This window comes from Pseudomonas sp. Irchel s3h9 (assembly GCF_900187475.1).
Classification (GTDB): domain Bacteria; phylum Pseudomonadota; class Gammaproteobacteria; order Pseudomonadales; family Pseudomonadaceae; genus Aquipseudomonas; species Aquipseudomonas neuropathica.
Genome location: NZ_FYDH01000013.1, coordinates 180,141 through 200,795, shown reverse-complemented (window position 1 = coordinate 200,795; position 20,655 = coordinate 180,141). Strand labels below are relative to the sequence as shown.

Here is a 20,655-nt window from a genome sequence, read left to right as displayed (position 1 = left end):
CACCACGCAGGCGTTGGTGATGCTGGCTCGCAAACTTGCTCGGGTGGTATTCGCCTTGCTGAAAGGGCAAAGCGAATACCAGACAAAAGTCAGTTGAGGGCTTCCCCTCAACCATAGAATCTCCCACAGTTTATAATTTGCGTACAACCCAAGCGGCAAAGCCGCCCCACTCAACAGGATGAGCGTTAGCTCGGCTGCAGCTTTTGATCTTGATCTTGATCCACGGGCGACGTCGGAAGGCTGAGTGGAGGGATTGATCCGGGGGTGGGAGCGCAGCGACCGTTTGGCGCAGCCAAATGCATCGAGAGGAGGTGCAGCGAAGCAAACCGTAGGCGATGCGCCCGGATGGATCCCGGAGCGAAGGAACCCCGAGCTTTAGCGAGCGGGCCGCACGTAGGAGCAAGCGTTTTTTTGCTTACTTTTTTTAGGCGTTTGTAAAAAAAGTGAGTCGCCGTAAGGGCGAAACCCTAAGCGGCCTTTACCGCAGCAACGGATATGTACCCAGTCAAACCCACTAACTCAAAACGACAACGCCACCCGGCAACTCAGTGCATTTAACGCCATAAGCATCGCGAATCAGCAGCGCAACGCCGGCGAGCTGATCAAGGCTAAAGCGCGCCTGGACGCGGCGTTGGCCGAGTTCGCGGTTGAGCAGCAGCAACATCCCGGGGCGGTAGCGGTTGATTTCGTCGATCATTTGGCTGAGGGTTGCGCCGTTGAACACCAGCACCTGCTGACGCCAATTCATCACCGCCGCCGTGTCGACACTCTGCACACTGCCAACCTGCCGCGCGTCGTAGGTCACCTGCTGCCCCGGCTCAAGACGCAGACTACGACCCTCAACATCCACCTCAACCGCACCATCAAGGCAAGTCACACAGACTTGCTGATCAGTATTACGCAGGTTGAAACGCCCCTGACTCGCACGCAACCACCCTCCCCCAGCCTGCATCGCCAACGGCAACCGCGCGGTCTGCACTTCAACTTCACCACTAACCAACTCAAAACCCTGCACCCCCTCAGACACCGCACGCTGATTGATCCGTGTCTGAGTGTTCAGCTCCAGACTCACACCCTGCACCGGTTCAAAACGCCGCTGCTGGCCGACTTCAGTAATGTAGTCCGCGCCCAGCCCTTCAAAACCACCAGGAATCGTCCCGCGCACCAGCAAAAACGCCGCCGAAGCAGCAATCGCACCACCGAGAAAGGTACGTCGACCGAAACGGCGTGGCGCCTGCATCTGCTCCACGGCCGGTTGCAGTTGCTGCCATAACCGCTTGGCCTCTTCGAACGCGCGGGCATGCTCGGCACTCTGTGCGCACCATTCGCGCAGAGCGCGGGCGTCGGCCACGGTGGCGCGGCCGGAGGTCAGCAGGACCAGCCAGTCGCGGGCTTCGCTGTGCAGAGGGTTGGCCGCCGATGGCTCGGCAGGTGTCAGTCGAAAGATGTTCAAACGCGCAGATTCTCAACGAATTGATCGGGCACTATTCAGAAGACGGTTTTCCGGCCCCGCGACCGAACCGCTGAAACACTTTTCTTTCCAGCTTCGCAGCGCAGAAGCCTAACGCGGCTTTGATTTCCTTCTCGACCATGCGCGTGGAAATGCCGAAACGCTGCGAGATTTCCAGGTGCGGCGCCTCTTCCAGACGCGCCGCGATGAAGATCTTCCGGCGCCGTGCGGGCAACTCGTACAACGCACTGAGCAGTGACTGGATTTCCTTTTGCCCACCGACCACTCGCGCCGGGTCGAGGGCTTCGTCGCCGATTTGCAGCAGCTCTTCAACTTCCTCGCCGGTGAGCAGGCGCGCATCGGCCTGACGGCGGTCGGCGGCGATGTTCAGGGCCATGCGATAGAGGTAGGCATTGGGCCGCAGGACGTTCGGCGGCGTCTCCATGCGGTCAACCCGCAGGTAGGTTTCGTGCAGCACGTCGTTGGCCAGATCTTCCGAACCGAGACGCCTGCGCAGGCGCACCCGAAAGTCCTCGTAGGAGGCCAGGAACAGTTGGACCATCGAACCTTGTCCGGTGTCTTTCATCCCCCGGAAACTCCTTCCCATTTGGTGCATTCCATGCGTTTCCCTGACGACTCCGGTAACAACAGCAACGTGACCGGCTGGCGCAAGGCGCTGGGCGTCGGCCGGTCGATTTTGAGGTTGCGAAAACTTTCCACCAGCGCATTGTCGCGCCGTACATCTCCGGTCGAAGTGACCAACCGGTTGTGCTGCACCAAGCCGTCGCGGCCGACCCACACCTGCAACACCGCGCGATAACTGCCCGGCCGGGTCAGCGGCGAGCGACACAGGTTGCGCTCGATCGCTGCCTGCACCGCTGTCGCGTAACTGCGGTTGACCGCGACGCTTTCCGGCGTCTGTTTTTGTGCCGGCGCCGGCACGTCTTCGACCTGCGCCACTTGCAACGTAAACGCATCGTCGCGGGCGTAACGCGCCATCAACCCACTGCCGCCGAGCAAGCGACGCAGGGCATCGGCGGCGGTGTATTCACCGTCCACCGCCAACGAGCGGCGACCGCGACTCAACTGACTGTCGACCAGCACCGCAACGCCGGTGGCGTGGCTGTACTGATCCAGCGCGTGCGCCAGATCCTGTGCCGGAATGTGCAGCGTCATGCGCAGGTCCGCCGGCACCGCATCGGCCATGGCGTAGCCCGCCGCGCAGCCAAGCAGCCACCCCAGACACATCCGGCGCACAAGCCTCGTTGAACGCTGAAAACCGTCCGTGGAATTGCCTCGCTGCACGGCTGACGAATCCTTGGAAATCGTCATCCTGAGGGCTGTTTATGAATCTGGTGTGACGGGCGGTGCAAAAAAACCATCACGGGAATTGCGCAAGGCTTGCACTAGACTCAAGCCATAGCGCGGCCCCGTCGGGCCGGCCAGGAGGCGAGCATGAACACACTGTGGCGATTGAGCCTTGGCGGACTGTTGTTGATGGCGCTGTCGAGCGCTTATGCCGAACAGCCGCTGGGCTGTGTCGAGGTGACGGTCGGCGGCTACAAGGCGCCGAATTACGACTGCTTGAGCCAGCAGATGGGCAACAACCCGGAAGGCGCTGCGGCGGCGCAGAAGAATCAAGAGGCGATGAATGTGCCGGTGAATAAGCGGCCGCCGAATCAGGTTGGCCTCGCGACCCCAGCCGCAACCAGCACGCGGATGGGCAATACCTTTGGCACATCAGTGAAACCACAACGCCCACCGCAATGACACGCCACCGATCATTCCCACGCTCCGCGTGGGAATGCAGCCCGGGACGCTCCGCGTTCCATCCGGAGCCGAACGCGGAGCGTCCGTTGAGGCATTCCCACGCGGAGCGTGGGAACGATCAGGGCGGGTTCAATCGCTTGGGGTTTGGCGGAAGCTCACCGCAAGGCGATTCCAACTGTTGATGGTGGTCACGGCCATGGTCAGGTCGACCAGTTCGCCTTCGCTGAATTGCTCGCGCGCCTGCTGATACACCTCATCGGGCACACGGCTCTCCGCCAACAACGTCACCGCCTCCGCCCAGGCCAGCGCCGCACGCTCGCGCGGGTTGAAGAAATTACTGTCGCGCCACACCGCAATCGCATACAAGCGCCGATCACTCTCCCCGGCCCGTCGCGCATCCACTGAATGCATGTCGGTGCAGAACGCACAGCCGTTGAGCTGCGAAGCGCGGATCCTGATCAATTGCAGCAGCGGCTGTTCGATACTGAGGTGGGCGGTCAGCGCCTCCATGGCAATCATCGCTTTCATCGCTTTGGGCGAAGCGTTGTAGTAATCCAGGCGCGGGGACATGGCGGTTCTCGGTGGACGGAATAATGAGTGCACCGTAAACGCCGACAGCGATGAGTTACAGCCCCAATTGCACGGAAAACCGCTACACCAATCACCATGAGCCGAGCACAAATCCCTGTAGGAGTGAGCCTGCTCGCGATAGCGGTGTGTCAGGCAACATTTTTGTCGGATGTGCCACCGCGATCGCGAGCAGGCTCACTCCTACAGGGATTGGGGCCAATTTCGGGTTTTTCGGATAGGCAACTATTGCGAATCAAACAACAGCGGTAATCTGGCGGGCACGCCAAACAGCCCCGGGAGCCTCGTCGGTATGGAACTTCACGTCGTGATCAACGGCCGCAAGGATCTTGCCGGTCAGTTGTATCAGCAACTGCGCGGGGCCATTGAATCCGGGCGTCTGGCCGCCGGCACGCAGTTGCCACCCAGCCGTCTGCTCGCCGAGCAACTGGGGATTTCGCGCAAGACCATTTCCGACACCTACGCGCAACTGACCTACGAAAACTTTCTCACCGGGGTGATCGGCAAAGGCACCTACGTCAACGCGCGCCCGGCGCAGATCCAGCGCAAACAGAGCCACACCGAACTGGCCGGCGCCGAGGTGATCGAGAGCTGGCGCAAGCTGCCGGTGTTTCTGCGCCATCCGACGCTGGAAGGCTCGCTGCGCTACGACTTTATCGGCGGCGCCACCAGCAAGGGCCAGTTCCCGCAAGATGACTGGCGCCGCTGCGTGTCTCACGCGATGCGGCAGATGGCGCAGTCCAAGGGTTTCTACAGCCTGCCCGAAGGCTTGCCGGCGCTGCGCAATGCGATTGCCCGGCACATCGCGTTTTCCCGGGGCATCAACTGCCAGGATGAAGACATCGTCGTGTGCAATGGCGCGCAACAGGCGCTGGACCTGATCACCCGTGTGCTGATCCGCCCGGGCAGTCTGGTGGCAATGGAAGATCCCGGTTATCCGCCAGCGCGTCTGCTGTTCGCCACCCATGGCGCCGAGGTGGTCGGGATTCCGGTGGATGCCGAGGGCATTCAGGTTGAACATATTCCCGAGGGCACCCGCCTCATCTATGTCACGCCGTCGCACCAGTTCCCGCTGGGCATGCCGATGAGCCACGCACGCCGCGAAGCCTTGTTGGCTCGCGCGCATGAGTTGGGCGCGATCATCATCGAGGACGACTATGACAGTGAGTTTCGCTACGAAGGTCGGCCGACCGATTCGCTGTTCAATCTCGACCAGCGCGGCATCGTCGCCTACGTCGGCACCTTCTCGAAAACCCTGCTGCCGGAGCTGCGCCTGGGTTATGCGATTCTGCCGCCAGCGATCCTCGAGGCGGTGATCCGCGCCAAGCAACTCACCGATCTACACGCCTCGACCTTGCCGCAATGGGCGCTGGCCAAGTTCATCGCCGAGGGTTGCCTGCTCAAGCATATCCGCCGCTGCCACACCATTTATGCGCAACGCCGCGAGCGCATTCTGGCGCGCATGGCCGACGATCTTTCGCCGTGGCTGCAGGCGGTGCCGCCGAGTGCCGGGTTCCACATGACGGTGTTCTGCAAGGTGCCGATCGACCTGCCGCTGGTGATCGAACTGGCGAAAAAGGTCGAAGTCGGCCTGTATGCGATCAACGGTTTCTATTACCAGCAAACGCCGAAAAACGGCCTGTACTTCGGCTTTGGCGCCATCGAAACCCTGGACATCGATATCGCTCTGGATCGCCTGCGCGACATCCTCCAGCAGGTCGCCTGAGCGATTGGCCTAAAGATTTAACCGCCGATTGGTTATTGGTGATCCCAGGGTGCAGGCCTATTCTGCACAGGCGTTATCCCTCAATGAGCAGGATTCGTCCGGCCTGATTCAGGAGTGTGAGCAATGTCCAACGAAGTGATCAATACGGTGCAGGTGCAGGCTGCCGCCGGCCGCTCGGATGAACTGGGCAAGCAACTGCAGAAGATCGTCGAAACCCTGCGCGAAACGCCGGGCTGCGATTCCTACCTGGTCGACCGCTGCCCCGAGGACAGCCACCGCTGGACGGTCAGTGCCCGCTGGCAGTCGGAAGCGGCGATGCAGGCGCATTTCAACCGGCCCGAGGCGCAGGGGTTTATTGATTTGATCGATAGTCGGCTGGCCAATAGTGTGGATTTCAACAGCTTCCCTATCGTCTGATCTGACGCTATCGCTGGCAAGCCAGCTCCCACAGGGTTCAGCGTCGTTCGATAATTTAATGAACGACACAAAACCTGTGGGAGCTGGCTTGCCAGCGATGGCGTACTCAAACACGCTGAATAACCGCCGATTGGTCACCTGATCTTCCCGAATATTGGCCGTTTGAATGCCCCGCCCTGCGGACTACTGTGATCAGCAACACCCCGATCATCACAGGTAACCCGCCATGAAAGCCCTGCCCTTCTTCGCCGCCGCCCTCGCCCTGAGCCTCTGCACCTCGGCCGTTTTCGCCCACGATCCCTCGGAAAAAGTCACCGTCCTGCAAGACCAGATGCTGAAAAACGCTCCCGGCAAAAAAGCCATGATGATCGAGGTCGACTACAAACCCGGCCAATCCTCAATCGCCCACAAACACGACGGCACGGCGATGGCTTACGTGCTGGAAGGTGAAGTGATTTCCCAAGTGAAGGGCGAACAACCGATCACCTACAAGAAGGGCCAGTTCTGGTACGAACCCGCCGGCTCCGAGCATCTGGTGTCGAAAAATGCCAGCCAAAGCAAACCCGCCAAGTTGCTGGTGTTCATGGTGCTGGCCCCGGATGAACAAGTGCTGATCCCGCTGAAAAACTGATGGCTGTTTAACCAGCCATAAATAAAAAGGCTCAAATCGTTGATTTGGGCCTTTTTATTGCCCGGGGCAATTAACCGCGCCGGGTTACAGCAAATGAACCTAATCAACTGTTGTTAGCTCAGCAAATTGTCAGGTTGACGGGTTTAGTCTGAATTAACGGTCGTGATTTACGACTTTTAAACTTTCCGACTGATGTTGTTTCACGGGAGAAACACCATGAAACTTGCGTTCACCAGTGTACTGGCGATATCGGTTTTAACCCTCTCTGCCTGTTCAGTGCCGACGGCCCCAAAAGCAGTTTCCTCTCTCGATACTCTGCTGCCTCATCCCACCGGCCGCAGTAGCGCCACTCAGGTAAAAAGCGGTCCCGGCGTATCGCTCGGCGTGGTCTACAGCCCAAGTACCCAGACCAACCGCGAATACCTGCGCGACTATCAAGCCAACGCCGGCACCGGTTTCGGCCAGAGCCTGCTGGTGCAGCCGATCCACGACGCCTATGTCGCCAGCTCGAAACCAGACATGGCGGTGGAATGGGTCAACGCCTCGCTGCAGCGTCAGTTCGGCTCGGTGACGGTGTATCCGGATATGCAGAGTCTGCGTGCGGCCAGACCGGATGTGGTGGCGATCATCGATAGCCACAGCCAGTTGATCACTTCGCGCAGTTCCGACATCAAGGCCGACGTCAGTGCCGATTTTTATGATGCGCAGCTGAACTATATCGGTACGGCGAAAGGCTCGGATGCACGGGAATTGACGCCAGTGTGGGCGGACTTCAAACGGTCGGAAGAGATAGTGGCGGATATTAATCAGCAGCAGGATGTGCAAGTTCGGGCGTTGCAGAAGTTTGACCAGTCGCTCAACAATTTGGTCGCAAGGCCTGCGGATAAAGTGTCAATGCTGGATAGTAAACAAAGTCAGAAGTTGTATTGATATAAAGAACGCCATCGCGAGCAGGCTCACTCCTACAGTTGGAATGCGCTCCCCTGTAGGAGTGAGCCTGCTCGCGATGGCGCCATAACAGCCACCAAAAAACCCTCAGACATAAAAAAGCCCCGGCATCTCACGATACCGGGGCTTTTTCATTCAGCGCTTACTTATGCCAATTCAAGCTCGGCATTCGCAGCAGCCGCAGGCACGACCGCTTGCCCACTCAACGCCAGGTCCAGCAGTTCACGGTTCGCCACTGCATACATGGCGTAGTCCGTGCCGCTTGCCGCGCGGATTTCCACCAGCATGGCGCGCCAGCGCGAGATCATGCTTTCGTGCTGTTCCATCCACAGCGCCAGACGTGCTTCCACGTCTTGAGTGCCGTCGCCCTGTTGCAGGACGGAGATGGTGATCGCCCGTTGCTGCCAGTCGACGTCATCACGGAACGCTTCACGGGCCAGGGCTTGCCAGTTGTTTTCAACCGGCAGCGCGCTGATCTGTTGCAGGTACCAGGTGATGTCCAGCGCACTGCCCACGGCGAAGTAAGCCTTGGCCACTTCAGCAGGGTTCTGGCCAGTCACGTCGGACGCTTCGATGATCGGCAGCAAGGTGTACAGGTGCGAGGTGCCCGCCACCATACGCGCCAGCAACTCCGGCACACCGGCTTCGACGTAAGCCTGATAACGCGCCTGCCAGTTTTCGCGGATTTCGCCGCTCAGCAGTTCGTCGAGCTTCAAACCCAGCTCTTTCAGGTGCGGACCGAAGTGCGCGGTGTCACGGGCAGCGTTCTGCTCGTTGCGACGGGCACGCAGGAACCAGCGCGTAGCGCGGCGACCCAGACGCATCAGCTCGTCCATCAGCTCCAACTGCACGTCAGCGCTGACTTGGTAGTCCAGCGCTTCGATCTGACGGAACCAGTGCGGGAGGTGGAAGATGTCACGCACGATCACGTAAGCACCGGCCACATTCGCCGGGCTCATGCCGGTCGACTCTTTGAGTCGTTGAACGAAGGTGATGCCCATGTGGTTGACCAGGTCGTTGGCGATCTGGGTGCTGACGATCTCGCGCTTCAGACGGTGACGACGCATGGCTTCGGAGAACTTGCTGACCAGGGTCGGCGGGAACGCCGTTTCCATGTCGCGGGTCAGGTAGTCGTCGTCCGGCACCAAGGAGCCCAACAGCTGCTCTTTGAGGTCGATCTTGCTGTACGAGATCAGTACCGACAGCTCAGGACGGGTCAGACCGTGGCCTTCGGCAATGCGCTCGTTGATCTGCTCTTCGGTCGGCAGGAACTCGATGGCACGGTCCAGCTTGCCACGGCCTTCCAGATCACCCATCAGACGCTTGTACTCAGCGATGCGTTCGTAGGCACGGCGCGCCGCCAGGGACAGGGCCTGAGTCTGCTTGTAGTTGTTGCCCAGCACCAGGTTGCCGACTTCGTCGGTCATGCTCGCCAGCAACTGGTTGCGTTGCTTATCGGTCATGTCACCGGCCTGAACCACTTCGTTCAGCAGGATCTTGATGTTCACTTCGTGGTCGGAGCAGTCCACGCCACCGGCGTTGTCGATGAAGTCGGTGTTGGAACCGCCGCCATTCAGACCAAACTCCACTCGACCCAGTTGGGTCATGCCGAGGTTACCGCCCTCACCCACGACTTTGCAGCGCAGCTCGTTGCCGTTCACGCGCAGTGCATCGTTGGCCTTGTCGCCGACATCGGCGTGGCTCTCGGTGCTCGCTTTCACATAAGTACCGATACCGCCGTTCCACAGCAGATCCACCGGTGCCTTGAGCAAGGCGTTCAGCAGTTCGGTCGGGGTCAGCTTGTCAGCCTTGATGTCGAAGCGTTCCTGCATCTGCGGGGAGATCGCGATGCTCTTCGCGCTGCGCGAGAAGATACCGCCACCTTCGGACATGATGCTGGTGTCGTAGTCGGTCCAGGCCGAACGCGGCAGGTCGAACATGCGCTGACGCTCGACGAAGCTGGTCGCCGGGTTCGGGTTCGGGTCGATGAAGATGTGCATGTGGTTAAACGCGGCAACCAGTTGCAGCTTGTCGGACATCAACAGGCCGTTACCGAACACGTCACCGGCCATATCGCCGACACCGACCACAGTGATGCTGTCTTCCTGAACATTGATGCCGCGCTCGCGGAAGTGGCGTTGTACGCCAACCCACGCGCCTTTGGCGGTAATGCCCATTTTCTTGTGGTCGTAACCGGCCGAACCACCGGACGCAAACGCGTCACCCAGCCAGAAGCCGTAGTCGATGGCGATGCCGTTGGCGATGTCGGAGAAGGTCGCAGTGCCCTTGTCCGCTGCTACTACCAGGTACGGGTCATCGTCGTCATGACGCACGACGTTGGCCGGCGGTACCAGCGCGCCGTCTTTCAGGTTGTCGGTGATGTCCAACAGACCCGAGATGAAGATGCGGTAGCAGGCGATGCCCTCGGCCGCGATCTCGTCACGGCTGCCGCCCAGTGGCAGGCGACGCGGCAGGAAGCCGCCCTTCGCACCCACTGGCACGATGACCGAGTTCTTCACTTGCTGGGCTTTTACCAGGCCGAGGACTTCGGTACGGAAGTCTTCTTCACGGTCGGACCAGCGCAGACCACCACGAGCGACGTTACCGAAGCGCAGGTGCACGCCTTCAACGCGTGGCGAGTAGACGAAGATTTCGAACTTCGGCACTGGCTTCGGCAGTTCAGGGATCGCGTGCGGGTTGAACTTGAAGCTGAAGTACGACTTGTTCTGGCCGTTGGCGTCAGTCTGATAGAAGTTGGTCCGCAGGGTGGCTTTGATCAGGTCGAGGTAACGACGCAGGATGCGGTCTTCGTTGAGCACCTGGACGTCGTCCAGTGCGGTCAGAATCGCTTGTTCCAGACGCAGTTGCTTGTCTTCCAGATCGTCGTCGCTGAGTTTGCGCGCCAGATAGAAGCGGGTCTTGAACAACCGGGTCAGTTCGCGAGCGATGTCGGTGTGGTTGTTCAGGGTGCTGGCGATGTAACCCAGGTCGAAGCCCAGACGAATCTGCTTCAGGTAACGCGCGTAAGCACGCAGCAGCGCGACGTCGCGCCATGGCAGGCCGGCGGTCAGTACCAGACGGTTGAACGCATCGTTTTCGGCGTCGCCGCGAACGATGTGGACGAACGCGTCCTGCAGGGTGTCGTTGAGTTGCTGGATGTCGAGGTCGAGGCCTTCAGCGGCAGTGAACGCGAAGTCGTGGATCCAGAACTCGCGGCCATTGGTGTGACGCAGACGGTACGGGAATTCGCCCAGTACGCGCAGGCCGAGGTTTTCCAGGATCGGCAAGACGTCGGACAGCGCCAGCGGCGTGTCGGCGTGGTACAGCTTGCAATGCAGCTCGCGCTGGCCGGAGACCTGACCGAGCGGCTGATAGAAGCTCATCACCAGCGGATTTTTTTCGTTGAGGCTCAGCAGGTGCTGCATGTCGACCACGGCCGAATGCGCAGCGAAACGCTCGCGGTAGCCGGCCGGGAAGCCTTTCGGGAAGTCCGCCAGTACGTTGGTGCCGTGGGCTTCGCCGAAGCTTTCGACGGTCAGTGCGGCGTAGTCGTCCTGCCAGCTGCGGCACGCTTGTACGACTTCTTTTTCCAGCAGCACGGTGTCGATGTCGAGACGGTTTTTCGGGTCGACACGCAGGATCAACTGCACGCGCGCCAGTACCGACTCAGAGAAGAATGTCCAGAATTCGCAATCGGAGGCCTTCAGGCGCTCCATCAGCACTTGCTGGATCTTCTGGCGAACTTCGGTGGAATAGATGTCGCGCGGCACGTAGGCCAGGCAGTAGCAGAAACGCCCGTACGGGTCTTTGCGCAGGAACACGCGGATCTTGTTGCGTTCCTGGATCTGCACGATCGACATCACGGTGGTGAACAGTTCGTCGACCGGGGTCTGGAACAGGTCATCACGCGGCAGCACTTCAAGCACCTGCGCCAGTTCCTTGCCCAGGTGAGCCTTGGACTGGAAGCCGGAGCGCGTTTCGATTTCTTCGACCTTGCGGCGGATGAACGGGATGACCCGCACGCTCTCGCCATACACCGAGGAGGTGTACAGGCCCATGAAACGGTGTTCTTTGATGACTTTGCCGTCGGCGTCGATTTCACGGATCGACACGTAATCCGGGTAAGCCGGACGGTGTACACGGCTTGGGTGCGCAGCCTTGGCGAACGACAGCAGGGTCGGTTCGCGCAGGTAGGCAACGGCGTAGTCTTCGATGCGCAGGTCTTCGTAGGTCAGGCCGGTGCGCAGCAGTTTGGTCAGGCCGAGGAAGGAGTTCTGGTCGTACTCGATATGGCCGCCATCGGCCTGATCGGTGACCACGAATTCTTCATAGCCGAGGAAGGTGAAGTGGTTGCCCACCAGCCATTCCAGGAAGCTTTTGATTTCGTTCTTTTCGTCGGCATCGACGGCGAAGGCGCTGTTGTCGAGTTTGGTGAGGATTTCCTGCACCTTGGCTTTCATCGGCTCGAAATCGGCGACCGCGACGCGGACTTCACCGAGAACCTGTTCCAGCTCTTTGCTCAGCACATTCAGTTCGGCCGCGTTGGCGCAGCGGTCGATTTCCAGGTACATCAACGACTCTTGCAGAATGCCGTCGCCCTGGGTGCCTTTCGGCAGGATTTCCAGCAACTCGCCCTTGCTGCCACGACGCACGCTGAGCACGGTGGTTTGCAGGGTGTGGATACTGTAGCCGCGGCGGTTCAGTTCAGTACGAACCGAGTCGACCAGAAATGGCAGGTCGTGGTGCAGGACTTCGACCGCGGTGTGGGTCGACTGCCAGCCATGACGCTCGTAATCAGGGTTGTAGACGCGCACTTGCGGTTGCGCGTGATCGAAGCGCTCAAGCAGGCGCCACGCGGAAAGAGTACAGCCAGCGAGGTCGGAGAGGCGACGTTGAGTCAGCTCGTCCAAAGAAATGATGCCGAAGAATTGTTCAGCGAACAGCGCCACTTGTGGCAGTGCCTGTTCACTGATGTGCTGCGCCAGTGCCGCTTGCAGTTGGTGCTGGAAGTCGGCTTTGCTGGCTGCGGTGAAGAACGCCATCTGTGGTACTCCGCTTAAGCTTGTTATTGATGGAAAGCGTCGCGTGCAACACCCCTTTCGGGGCTTGTGTCGCCCTGTTCCTGATTCTCGGGCAGAGGAAACAGGGGGACAGGTGGGTGAAGCTGGACGGGACACTCAGGTCACATTCACCTTCCATAGAATGAGCATCTGCAAAAGCGACTGCCAGCGGTGCCGACAATGCCTTTACGGGTGCTCATCCGTTGCGCAGCTTAAAGGGTGCGACAATGTGTCTGCTTGCGGTGCTGCGACATATTCGGTCATTGGCACGTAAACCGAGGGTCTGGCACCGGTAAACACTAGCAGTCGTGGCGGAAAACGCCGGTCTGAATGCCCGTTTTTACGGTACATGCGTGCCAGAAATGACCATTGATCCATGTCGCGTTCACGACACATCCTCTGACACTCTCACATGCAGAAATTCCCGAGGACTGGCAGAATCGCGCCCATTAGCGACCAACACGCCCCTCGAGGCAGGAATTGACCATGCAAATGACCACCGCCCTACTGATCGTCAACCCGTGCGATGACGAAGAAGACAACATGGCAATGCTCTGCTGCCACAGCGACAAGGGCGACATGTTCCTGATGAGCCGCTACCCGGATGAGGATGAGCTGGAGATCACTCTGGATGGCGAACCTTCGACGCTGGACGGGGTGAAAGTCACCCTGAGTTCGAATCTGTTGAAGATCGAGATTGCGGCGGCGGATGCCGATGCGCTGAACGGGGATGATGTGCTGGAGATCAGCTTTAACCCGGACATGGTTGATCTGGATGAGGTTGTCGAGACCTTGACGAATATCCTTGATGGGACGGGTACCTTCATTAACGAAGTTTGATGGCGTCCAGACTGGCCTCATCGCTGGCAAGCCAGCTCCCACAAGTATCAGCGGTGTGAACGCGATCTATGCAACACATCGGTCCCTGTGGGAGCTGGCTTGCCAGCAATGAGGCCTTCACAGACAGCCAAAAGATCGCAGCCTGCGGCAGCTCCTACATTGGAATGCAATCACCTGTAGGAGCTGCCGCAGGCTGCGATCTTTTGCCTTTTTCTACAAAATGCCGTTAGTCGCCACCCCCCGCGATGGATTAAAGTAACGCCCCCAGCCCTGGCGTTATCCGGACGCCTGTGGCCACCCCTTTCCAGGAACAGTCACCGATGGAACATCGTGAAGCGCTGCTGGCGCTGCGAACCTTTCTTTCAACGCAGATTCTCGGCCAGGAAAAACTCATCGAGCGTTTGCTCATCGCCCTGCTCGCCGACGGCCACATGCTGGTCGAGGGAGCTCCGGGTCTGGCCAAGACCAAAGCGATCAAAGAACTCGCCGAGGGCATCGAAGCCCAGTTCCATCGCATTCAGTTCACCCCTGACCTGCTGCCGGCCGACATCACCGGCACCGAAATCTATCGCCCGGAAACCGGCAGTTTCGTGTTCCAGCAAGGGCCGATCTTCCACAACCTGGTGCTGGCGGACGAAATCAACCGTGCCCCGGCCAAAGTGCAATCGGCGCTGCTCGAAGCCATGGCCGAGCGTCAGGTCAGTGTCGGTCGCAGCACTTACGAGTTGTCGCCGCTGTTTCTGGTAATGGCCACGCAAAACCCGATCGAGCAGGAAGGCACGTATCCGCTGCCGGAAGCACAGCTCGACCGTTTTCTGATGCACGTGAAAATCGGTTTCCCGGACGCTGCCGTCGAACGCCGCATCCTGCAACAGGCCCGTGGCGAAGCGTTGAACGGTGAAACCAAACCCGAACGCCGCGTCAGCCAACAGGCGATCTTCGCCGCGCGCAAGGAAATCCTCGGTCTGTACATGGCCGACGCCGTGGAGGAATACCTCGTGCAACTGGTCATGGCCACGCGCAACCCGGCCAAGTTCGACCCGGAAATGGCCGAGTGGATCGCCTACGGCGCCAGCCCGCGCGGCTCGATTGCTCTCGACCGCTGTGCCCGCGCTCACGCCTGGCTGGCCGGTCGCGACTTCGTCAGCCCGGAAGACATTCAAGCGGTGCTGTTCGATGTGTTGCGTCACCGCATCATTTTGTCGTTTGAAGCCGAAGCCGCCGGCATCGATCAGGATCGGGTGGTGCAGCGGATTCTCGACGTCGTAGCCGTCGCTTGACCCCCATGAACGCCACCCTGCCGTCCGAACCGGGCATCCGCGTCAGCCTCGCCGAGCTGATCGAGATGCGCCACCGCGTGCGTGAAGTGCAGCTGTTTTCCACGCCGAGCCAGCGCAGCCCGCTGATCGGCCTGCATCACTCGAAATTCCGTGGCCGTGGCGTCGACTTCGATCAGGTGCGCGTCTATCAGGCCGGCGACGACGTACGCACCATCGACTGGCGCGTGACGGCGCGTACCCAAGAGCCGCACACCAAGCTGTTCCATGAAGAACGCGAACGACCGATTTTCATCATGGTCGAGCAAAGCACACGGCTGTTTTTCGGCTCGGGGCTGATGTTCAAATCGGTACTGGCAGCGCAAGTAGCGGCGCTGATCGGCTGGGCCGCGCTCGGCCATAACGACCGCGTTGGCGGGCTGGTGTTCGGCGACAACGAGCACTACGAAATCAAGCCTCGACGCAGCAAACAGAGCCTGCTGCAACTGCTCAACCGTCTGGTCAAGGTCAACCAGTCGCTGCACAGCGAGCGCGAGCCGGATCGCGATGCGTTTGGCGTGGCGCTGCGCCGTGCCCGCGAAGTGCTGCGCCCGGGCAGTCTGGTGATCGTCATCTGCGACGAGCGCGCGTTGTCCGACAGCGCTGAACAACAATTGAGCCTGCTCTCGCGCCATTGTGATTTGCTGATGCTGCCGCTGTCCGATCCCCTCGATCACGCCCTGCCCGCCGCCGGTCTTCTCCGATTCGCCGAACGCGGCGCGCAACTCGAACTCGATACGCTGAATTTCGACCTGCGCCAGACCTATCGCGCCCAGGCCGAAGCACGCATCGCGCGCTGGGAATTGCTCGCGCAAAAATTGCGGGTGCTGCTGATGCCGCTGAGCACGCAAAGCGAAATGGTCGAGCAAATGCGCGAATTCCTCAATCCGCAGCGTCCGGGGAAAGGTCGATGAACGGCCTCGAACAACTGCAACCGCTGATCTCGCCGCCACCGATTGCCTTCTGGCCGCCGGCGCCGGGCTGGTGGCTGCTGCTTCTGTTGTTGCCGCTGCTGGGTTTCGCCGTTTGGCGTCTGCGCCGTTTCATTCCGATGAAAAAACGCCCGATTGTCCGCGCCGAACAGCCGCTCGACCCAGTGCGCATTGCCGCCCTCGCCGAACTGGCGCAAATGCCCAAACCCTACGACGGTGCTCCGGCCGGGGCGTGGTTGCAACAACTCAACGGCCTGCTCAAACGCCTGTGCCGCAACCACTATCCCTACAGCCAGAGCCACACCCTCAATGGGCGTAAATGGCTGGCCTTTCTCGACAACCGTTGCCCGGCGGCGGGCCTCACCCGTTGGATGGTGCTGGTCGAAGGCGCCTATAAACCGGAGTGCAAACTCGATGACAAAGCCATCGCCGGCCTGACCCAAGCGGTCGATACATGGATTCGCAAACATGTTTGAGTTCGCCTGGCCGTGGATCTTTGTGCTGGTGCCGCTGCCGTGGCTGATGCGTCTGGTGCTGCCAGTGGCCGACAGCGGCGAGCCCGCGCTGAAAGTCAGTTTCCTCGCCGATCTGGAAGGCCTCGCCCGCCGTCGCGCTCGCGCCAACCTGCCCGCGTGGCGTCAACAGGCGCCGTTCATGCTCTTGTGGCTGTTACTGCTGACCGCCGCCGCCCGCCCGCAATGGCTCGGCGAACCGCTGCCGATTGCTGCCAGTGGGCGTGATCTGCTGGTGGCGGTGGACGTGTCCGGTTCGATGGATTTCCCGGATATGCAGTGGCAGGACGAAGAAGTCAGTCGGCTGACGCTGGTGCAACATCTGCTCGGTGATTTCCTCGAAAGTCGCGATGGCGACCGTGTCGGCCTGATCCTCTTCGGCAGCCAAGCCTATCTGCAAGCGCCGCTGACCTTTGATCGCCACACCGTGCGCGTCTGGCTCGACGAAGCGCGCATCGGCATTGCCGGCAAGAACACCGCCATCGGTGATGCCATCGGTCTGGCATTGAAACGCCTGCGCCTGCGTCCGGCGCAAAGCCGTGTGCTGATTCTGGTCACTGATGGCGCCAACAACGGCGGCGAGATCGATCCGCTGACGGCGGCAAAACTCGCTGCGAGCGAAGGCGTAAAAATCTATCCAATCGGGATTGGCGCCAACCCTGAGGACAGCGGTTCGACCGGCCTGCTCGGCGTCAATCCGAGTCTGGATCTCGACGAGCCGGCGCTCAAAGCCATCGCCGAAGTCACCGGTGGCCAGTATTTCCGTGCCCACGACGGCAAAGAACTGCAAGCAATCAAAGATACCTTGGACCAACTCGAACCCGTGACCCAACAACCGACCCAGGCCCGCCCGGCACAAGCCTTGTATCACTGGCCTCTGGCGCTGGCGCTGTGGTTGAGCCTGTTGCTGGTCGCGCGTGAATTGTGGCCGGACAACCCGCTGCAACGCCTGTTCACCAAGGAGCTGTATCTGCAAAGTCCGCTGCCTGACTGGCGTGAGCGCCTTAAGCGCTTGCGTCTGCGGAGGCGCCGATGATCGCGCTCTGGCCGCACTGGTTCCGTCCGTGGTGGTTGCTGCTGCTGCCGCTGCTCGGCTGGCTGATCTGGCAACTCTGGCACCGGCAGAAACGTGCCGGGCGCTGGCAGATGATTTTGCCGCCGGCGTTTCATGCCACCCTGCTCAGCGGCGGTAACGGTCGCGACAGCAAACTGCCGTGGATCGCCCTCGGCGTGGCATGGCTGCTGACGGTTCTGGCGCTGCTCGGACCGAGTTGGGAGCGCGTCGAACAGACCAGCCAGAAACCCGCCGATCCGTTGGTGGTGGTACTGGAACTGACCCCGGAAATGCTCGCCACCGACTCGCCGCCGACGCGACTGGAACAGGCCCGGCGCAAGCTGTTCGACCTGTTGCAGGCGCGCAGCGATGCGCAGACCGCCATCGTCGTCTACGCCGGCAGCGCACACACGCTGGTGCCGCTGTCGGATGACCTGGCGACCAGCCGCAATCTGCTCGATGCGCTCAAGCCATCACTGATGCCGGAAAGCGGCCATCGTGCCGATCTCGCCGTGAGCAAAGCGCTGGCCTTGCTCAAACAAGGCGCGCTCGGTCAGGGGCGGATTCTGCTGATCGGCTCGTCGCTCGATGAAGAAGAGCGCCAAGGCATTCGCCGCGCCCTCAACGGTGAGTCGGCACAACTGCTGATGCTCGGCGTCGGCACCGCCGAAGGTGCGCCAATCGCCCAAGAGGACGGCAGTTTCCTCAAGGACGAACAAGGCGCGATCCGCGTGCCGCAACTCGACAGTCCGGGCCTGAGCGCTTTCCTCAACAGCGTGGGCGGCGAATACCACCCTGCTCGCCTCGACGAAGCGGATCTTGGCGCGCTCGGCCTGCTCAACGGTCCACGCAGTCTGCGCGACGACGGCCAGACCGTGCGCCTCGATACCTGGGCCGATCAAGGTTACTGGCTGCTGTTGCCGCTGTTGCTGCTCGCGGCGTGTGCCGGGCGGCGTGGCTGGTTGTTCTGCCTGCCGTTGCTGTTTTGCTTGCCACAGCCGAGCTACGCTTTTGACTTTGAGGATTTGTGGCTGCGCCCTGATCAACAGGGCCTGCACCTGCTCAAACAGAAGCGCCCGGCCGAAGCCGCGCAGCATTTTGACGATCACCAATGGCAAGGGGTGGCGTTGTACGAGGCCGGCGACTACAGTGGCGCCGCCCAGCGCTTCGCCGAAGGCAGCGATGCCCGCGCCCACTACAATCGTGGCAACGCCTTGGCGAAAAGCGGTGAGCTGGAAGCGGCAATCGACGCCTATGAGCAGGCACTGGAACAGCAACCGGATTTACGCCCGGCGCAGACCAACAAGTCGCTGGTGGAAAATCTGCTCAAGCAGAAAAACGCCCCCCCGCCCGCCGAGCCGGACACCAAGCCAAGCGAGCAGCAAAGTCTGCCGGGCGACGAACCAGCGCCCGCGACCACGCCGCCACCGGCGGTAAAAAGTGAAACCCAGAGCGAAGCGCAACCGAGCGAATCGGCCAGCGAACCGCCACCGACCACGCCGCCGCAGCCAGGCCCGAACGAAGTGCCGGGCAGCGATGAGGAAGAACAAACGGACACCGTGCCGACGCTGCGCCCGAGTGAAGACAACCTCGAAGGCGAGCAACGCCAGGCACTGGAACAATGGCTGGGCAAGATCCCGGATGATCCGGGCGAACTGCTGCGACGCAAATTCTGGTACGAACAGCAACAACATCAGGATCAGGAAAACACTCGATGACCCGCTTCACCGCTCTCTTGCTGCCCCTGCTGCTCTGCACGGCCACCGCCCAGGCGGCCGAGCTGACCGCCAGTGTGGATCGCAGTCGCCTGAACTCCGGCGAGACGGTCGAACTCACCCTCGAAACCAGCGACGTCACCCAGTTCGGCAAACCCGATTTGACCGCACTGGAAGCGTTGTTCGAAGTGCGCGGCACGCGGCAGGTCAACCAGCTCAACACCCTAAATGGCGACAACCGCGCAACCACGCGCTGGATCATCACCCTACTACCGAAGGAGAACGGCAGCGTAGTGATCCCGCCGCTGCAACTGGGCGACGCGCAGAGCCAGCCGATTACCGTGCAAGTGGTCGAAAGCGACACCCGCGAGAACCAGAACAGCCTTGATCCGGTGTTCATCGAGGCCAGCCTCGATCAGTCCAGCGTGTATGTGCAGGCGCAGGCGATCCTGACGTTGCGCATCTACCACTCGGTGTCGCTGTACGACGACAGCAGCCTGACGCCGCTGCAAATCGCCGATGCGCGCATCGAACAGCTTGGCGACACGCGTACCTACGAAAAAGACCTCAACGGTGTGCGCCATGGCGTGATCGAAATGCGCTATGCGATCTACCCGCAGCACAGCGGTTTGCTGACCATCGCGCCGCAGACCTTCAGCGCCACACTGGTCGACACGCAGCCGTCTCAGGACGCCAATGCGCAGGGGCCAAAGCCGGGCAAACTGATGCGCGTCAGTTCTGCTGAAATCCCCCTGACGGTCAAACCCAAACCCCTGACCTATCCGGTCGATGCGCCGTGGCTGCCCGCGCGCAGTCTGAGCCTCAGCGAAAGCTGGAACCCGGAACCGGAACACACTCAGGTTGGCGATTCCCTGACCCGCAGCCTGACATTGAAAGTCGAAGGCCTGGCCGCCTCGCAACTGCCGGCGCTGCCCGCCACCGACGTCAACGGCCTGCGCCGCTACCCCGATCAACCGGTGCTGAGCAACCAAAGCACCGACCGGGGCATCGTCGGCAGCCGCGAAGAACGCGAAGCGCTGGTGCCAAGTCGCAGCGGCGCCATCGAATTGCCGACGGTGGACGTGGTTTGGTGGAACACCTTCGAAGATCACCTGGAACACAGCAGCCTGCCCGCGCGCACGCTGCAAGTGGCCAACAACCCGAGCCTGCAAGTCGACACCCCGGCCGGCAACCTGCAAGTGAGCGCCGTCGATAACGACGTGTTGTGGTGGTGGAAACTCAGCACCCTGATCCTCGCCTGCACCACCCTCCTCGGCTTCGGCCTGTGGTGGCGCGCGCGCTGGCAACCGGCGGTGCACCGCGCCGCACAAACCGGCCCGAGCCCGCGCACTTTGATGGATGACATCAAGCGAGCGAGTCAGGCGAATGATCCGCAGGCGACGCGGCAGGCGCTGGATGCGTGGGCGCGGCAGCAGCCGGAGACACTGGCGGACATGGCAGCGCGGTTTGTGCCGTTGTCGGATGCGCTGGATGGGTTGAATGGAGCGCTGTACAGCGAGACGGGACAGCACTGGCAGGGTGAGGATTTGTGGCGGGCGATCCGCACGATTCCGGCGGCGGAACGGGTACAGGATCCGGTGGGTGACAGCGGGTTGCCGCCGCTTTATCCGAAGTAAAAGCAAAAGATCGCAGCCTTCGGCAACTCCTACAGAGGGTATGTGTAGGCGCTGCCAAA

General features: G+C 60.9%; 17 protein-coding genes and 1 pseudogene. 13 read left to right on the top strand and 5 right to left on the bottom strand.

Annotated features, from left to right (window positions below):
• Window positions 1–97, top strand: a pseudogene (locus tag CKW26_RS21740) (IS110 family transposase); the annotation flags it as partial.
• A gap of 417 nt (window positions 98–514) precedes the next feature.
• Here the strand turns inward: CKW26_RS21740 and CKW26_RS21735 are convergent.
• Genes CKW26_RS21735 through CKW26_RS21725 form a run of 3 tightly spaced genes read right to left on the bottom strand, consistent with a single transcriptional unit; the run spans window position 515 to window position 2,698 of the window.
• Window positions 515–1,453: a DUF4880 domain-containing protein gene (locus CKW26_RS21735; RefSeq protein WP_095050127.1), complete on the bottom strand. Its 939-nt coding sequence runs from the start codon at window positions 1,451–1,453 to the stop codon at window positions 515–517.
• A gap of 31 nt (window positions 1,454–1,484) precedes the next feature.
• Complete coding sequence (locus tag CKW26_RS21730; protein WP_095050126.1) at window positions 1,485–2,036, bottom strand: RNA polymerase sigma factor; 552 nt, start codon at window positions 2,034–2,036, stop codon at window positions 1,485–1,487.
• Window positions 2,033–2,698, bottom strand: coding sequence for a secretin and TonB N-terminal domain-containing protein (locus CKW26_RS21725; protein WP_095050125.1), 666 nt, complete (start codon window positions 2,696–2,698; stop codon window positions 2,033–2,035). Before CKW26_RS21725 ends, CKW26_RS21730 begins: the two co-directional genes overlap by 4 nt.
• Window positions 2,699–2,905: 207 nt before the next feature.
• Between CKW26_RS21725 and CKW26_RS21720 the strand changes: the two genes are divergently transcribed.
• Entirely contained in the window at window positions 2,906–3,220 is a 315-nt protein-coding gene (locus CKW26_RS21720) for a hypothetical protein (RefSeq protein WP_095050124.1), read from the top strand.
• Between the two features lie 129 nt (window positions 3,221–3,349).
• Here CKW26_RS21720 and CKW26_RS21715 read toward each other — a convergent pair whose 3' ends face one another.
• The gene (locus tag CKW26_RS21715) at window positions 3,350–3,790 is read right to left on the bottom strand and encodes a carboxymuconolactone decarboxylase family protein (protein WP_095050123.1); all 441 of its coding nucleotides are present in this window, start codon (window positions 3,788–3,790) and stop codon (window positions 3,350–3,352) included.
• Between the two features lie 310 nt (window positions 3,791–4,100).
• Between CKW26_RS21715 and CKW26_RS21710 the strand changes: the two genes are divergently transcribed.
• From CKW26_RS21710 to CKW26_RS21695, 4 genes are all read left to right on the top strand, one after another.
• Window positions 4,101–5,534, top strand: a complete 1,434-nt coding sequence (locus CKW26_RS21710) for a PLP-dependent aminotransferase family protein (protein WP_095050122.1) — start codon at window positions 4,101–4,103, stop codon at window positions 5,532–5,534.
• Between the two features lie 123 nt (window positions 5,535–5,657).
• Window positions 5,658–5,951 carry a putative quinol monooxygenase gene (locus CKW26_RS21705; protein ID WP_008087993.1) on the top strand — a complete coding sequence of 98 codons (294 nt, stop codon included), beginning with the start codon at window positions 5,658–5,660 and terminating at the stop codon, window positions 5,949–5,951.
• 226 nt (window positions 5,952–6,177) lie between these two features.
• Window positions 6,178–6,582, top strand: a complete 405-nt coding sequence (locus CKW26_RS21700) for a cupin domain-containing protein (protein WP_095050121.1) — start codon at window positions 6,178–6,180, stop codon at window positions 6,580–6,582.
• A 216-nt stretch (window positions 6,583–6,798) separates the two neighbouring features.
• A complete protein-coding gene (locus CKW26_RS21695; RefSeq protein ID WP_095050120.1) occupies window positions 6,799–7,512 on the top strand; it encodes an ATPase in 714 nt (237 codons plus the stop codon).
• A gap of 164 nt (window positions 7,513–7,676) precedes the next feature.
• Here CKW26_RS21695 and CKW26_RS21690 read toward each other — a convergent pair whose 3' ends face one another.
• A complete protein-coding gene (locus CKW26_RS21690; protein ID WP_095050119.1) occupies window positions 7,677–12,572 on the bottom strand; it encodes an NAD-glutamate dehydrogenase in 4,896 nt (1,631 codons plus the stop codon).
• A gap of 504 nt (window positions 12,573–13,076) precedes the next feature.
• Between CKW26_RS21690 and CKW26_RS21685 the strand changes: the two genes are divergently transcribed.
• The 7 genes from CKW26_RS21685 to CKW26_RS21655 all read left to right on the top strand — a co-directional run bounded on the left by CKW26_RS21685 (window position 13,077) and on the right by CKW26_RS21655 (window position 20,596).
• Window positions 13,077–13,430: a hypothetical protein gene (locus CKW26_RS21685; protein ID WP_095050118.1), complete on the top strand. Its 354-nt coding sequence runs from the start codon at window positions 13,077–13,079 to the stop codon at window positions 13,428–13,430.
• A gap of 320 nt (window positions 13,431–13,750) precedes the next feature.
• Window positions 13,751–14,710 carry a MoxR family ATPase gene (locus CKW26_RS21680; RefSeq protein WP_007913915.1) on the top strand — a complete coding sequence of 320 codons (960 nt, stop codon included), beginning with the start codon at window positions 13,751–13,753 and terminating at the stop codon, window positions 14,708–14,710.
• Between the two features lie 5 nt (window positions 14,711–14,715).
• Complete coding sequence (locus CKW26_RS21675) at window positions 14,716–15,660, top strand: DUF58 domain-containing protein (RefSeq protein WP_095050117.1); 945 nt, start codon at window positions 14,716–14,718, stop codon at window positions 15,658–15,660.
• Window positions 15,657–16,154, top strand: a complete 498-nt coding sequence (locus CKW26_RS21670; RefSeq protein WP_095050116.1) for a DUF4381 domain-containing protein — start codon at window positions 15,657–15,659, stop codon at window positions 16,152–16,154. Before CKW26_RS21675 ends, CKW26_RS21670 begins: the two co-directional genes overlap by 4 nt.
• Window positions 16,147–17,226, top strand: coding sequence for a VWA domain-containing protein (locus tag CKW26_RS21665; RefSeq protein WP_095050115.1), 1,080 nt, complete (start codon window positions 16,147–16,149; stop codon window positions 17,224–17,226). Before CKW26_RS21670 ends, CKW26_RS21665 begins: the two co-directional genes overlap by 8 nt.
• Window positions 17,223–18,962, top strand: coding sequence for a tetratricopeptide repeat protein (locus tag CKW26_RS21660; RefSeq protein WP_095050114.1), 1,740 nt, complete (start codon window positions 17,223–17,225; stop codon window positions 18,960–18,962). Before CKW26_RS21665 ends, CKW26_RS21660 begins: the two co-directional genes overlap by 4 nt.
• Window positions 18,959–20,596 (top strand): BatD family protein, encoded by a 1,638-nt coding sequence (locus CKW26_RS21655; RefSeq protein ID WP_095050113.1) that lies wholly within the window; start codon window positions 18,959–18,961, stop codon window positions 20,594–20,596. The genes CKW26_RS21660 and CKW26_RS21655 overlap by 4 nt, the downstream gene beginning before the upstream one ends.
• Window positions 20,597–20,655 lie beyond the last annotated feature (59 nt).

Bases quoted from the DNA above. Each gene is read 5' to 3' on its own strand.
- CKW26_RS21660 (WP_095050114.1), top strand. From the start codon at position 17,223: ATGATCGCGCTCTGGCCGCACTGGTTCCGTCCGTGGTGGTTGCTGCTG.
- CKW26_RS21670 (WP_095050116.1), top strand. From the start codon at position 15,657: ATGAACGGCCTCGAACAACTGCAACCGCTGATCTCGCCGCCACCGATT.
- CKW26_RS21730 (WP_095050126.1), bottom strand. From the start codon at position 2,036: ATGAAAGACACCGGACAAGGTTCGATGGTCCAACTGTTCCTGGCCTCC.
- CKW26_RS21690 (WP_095050119.1), bottom strand. From the start codon at position 12,572: ATGGCGTTCTTCACCGCAGCCAGCAAAGCCGACTTCCAGCACCAACTG.
- CKW26_RS21675 (WP_095050117.1), top strand. From the start codon at position 14,716: ATGAACGCCACCCTGCCGTCCGAACCGGGCATCCGCGTCAGCCTCGCC.
- CKW26_RS21685 (WP_095050118.1), top strand. From the start codon at position 13,077: ATGCAAATGACCACCGCCCTACTGATCGTCAACCCGTGCGATGACGAA.
- CKW26_RS21695 (WP_095050120.1), top strand. From the start codon at position 6,799: ATGAAACTTGCGTTCACCAGTGTACTGGCGATATCGGTTTTAACCCTC.
- CKW26_RS21725 (WP_095050125.1), bottom strand. From the start codon at position 2,698: ATGTGTCTGGGGTGGCTGCTTGGCTGCGCGGCGGGCTACGCCATGGCC.
- CKW26_RS21680 (WP_007913915.1), top strand. From the start codon at position 13,751: ATGGAACATCGTGAAGCGCTGCTGGCGCTGCGAACCTTTCTTTCAACG.
- CKW26_RS21710 (WP_095050122.1), top strand. From the start codon at position 4,101: ATGGAACTTCACGTCGTGATCAACGGCCGCAAGGATCTTGCCGGTCAG.
- CKW26_RS21720 (WP_095050124.1), top strand. From the start codon at position 2,906: ATGAACACACTGTGGCGATTGAGCCTTGGCGGACTGTTGTTGATGGCG.
- CKW26_RS21665 (WP_095050115.1), top strand. From the start codon at position 16,147: ATGTTTGAGTTCGCCTGGCCGTGGATCTTTGTGCTGGTGCCGCTGCCG.
- CKW26_RS21705 (WP_008087993.1), top strand. From the start codon at position 5,658: ATGTCCAACGAAGTGATCAATACGGTGCAGGTGCAGGCTGCCGCCGGC.
- CKW26_RS21715 (WP_095050123.1), bottom strand. From the start codon at position 3,790: ATGTCCCCGCGCCTGGATTACTACAACGCTTCGCCCAAAGCGATGAAA.
- CKW26_RS21655 (WP_095050113.1), top strand. From the start codon at position 18,959: ATGACCCGCTTCACCGCTCTCTTGCTGCCCCTGCTGCTCTGCACGGCC.
- CKW26_RS21700 (WP_095050121.1), top strand. From the start codon at position 6,178: ATGAAAGCCCTGCCCTTCTTCGCCGCCGCCCTCGCCCTGAGCCTCTGC.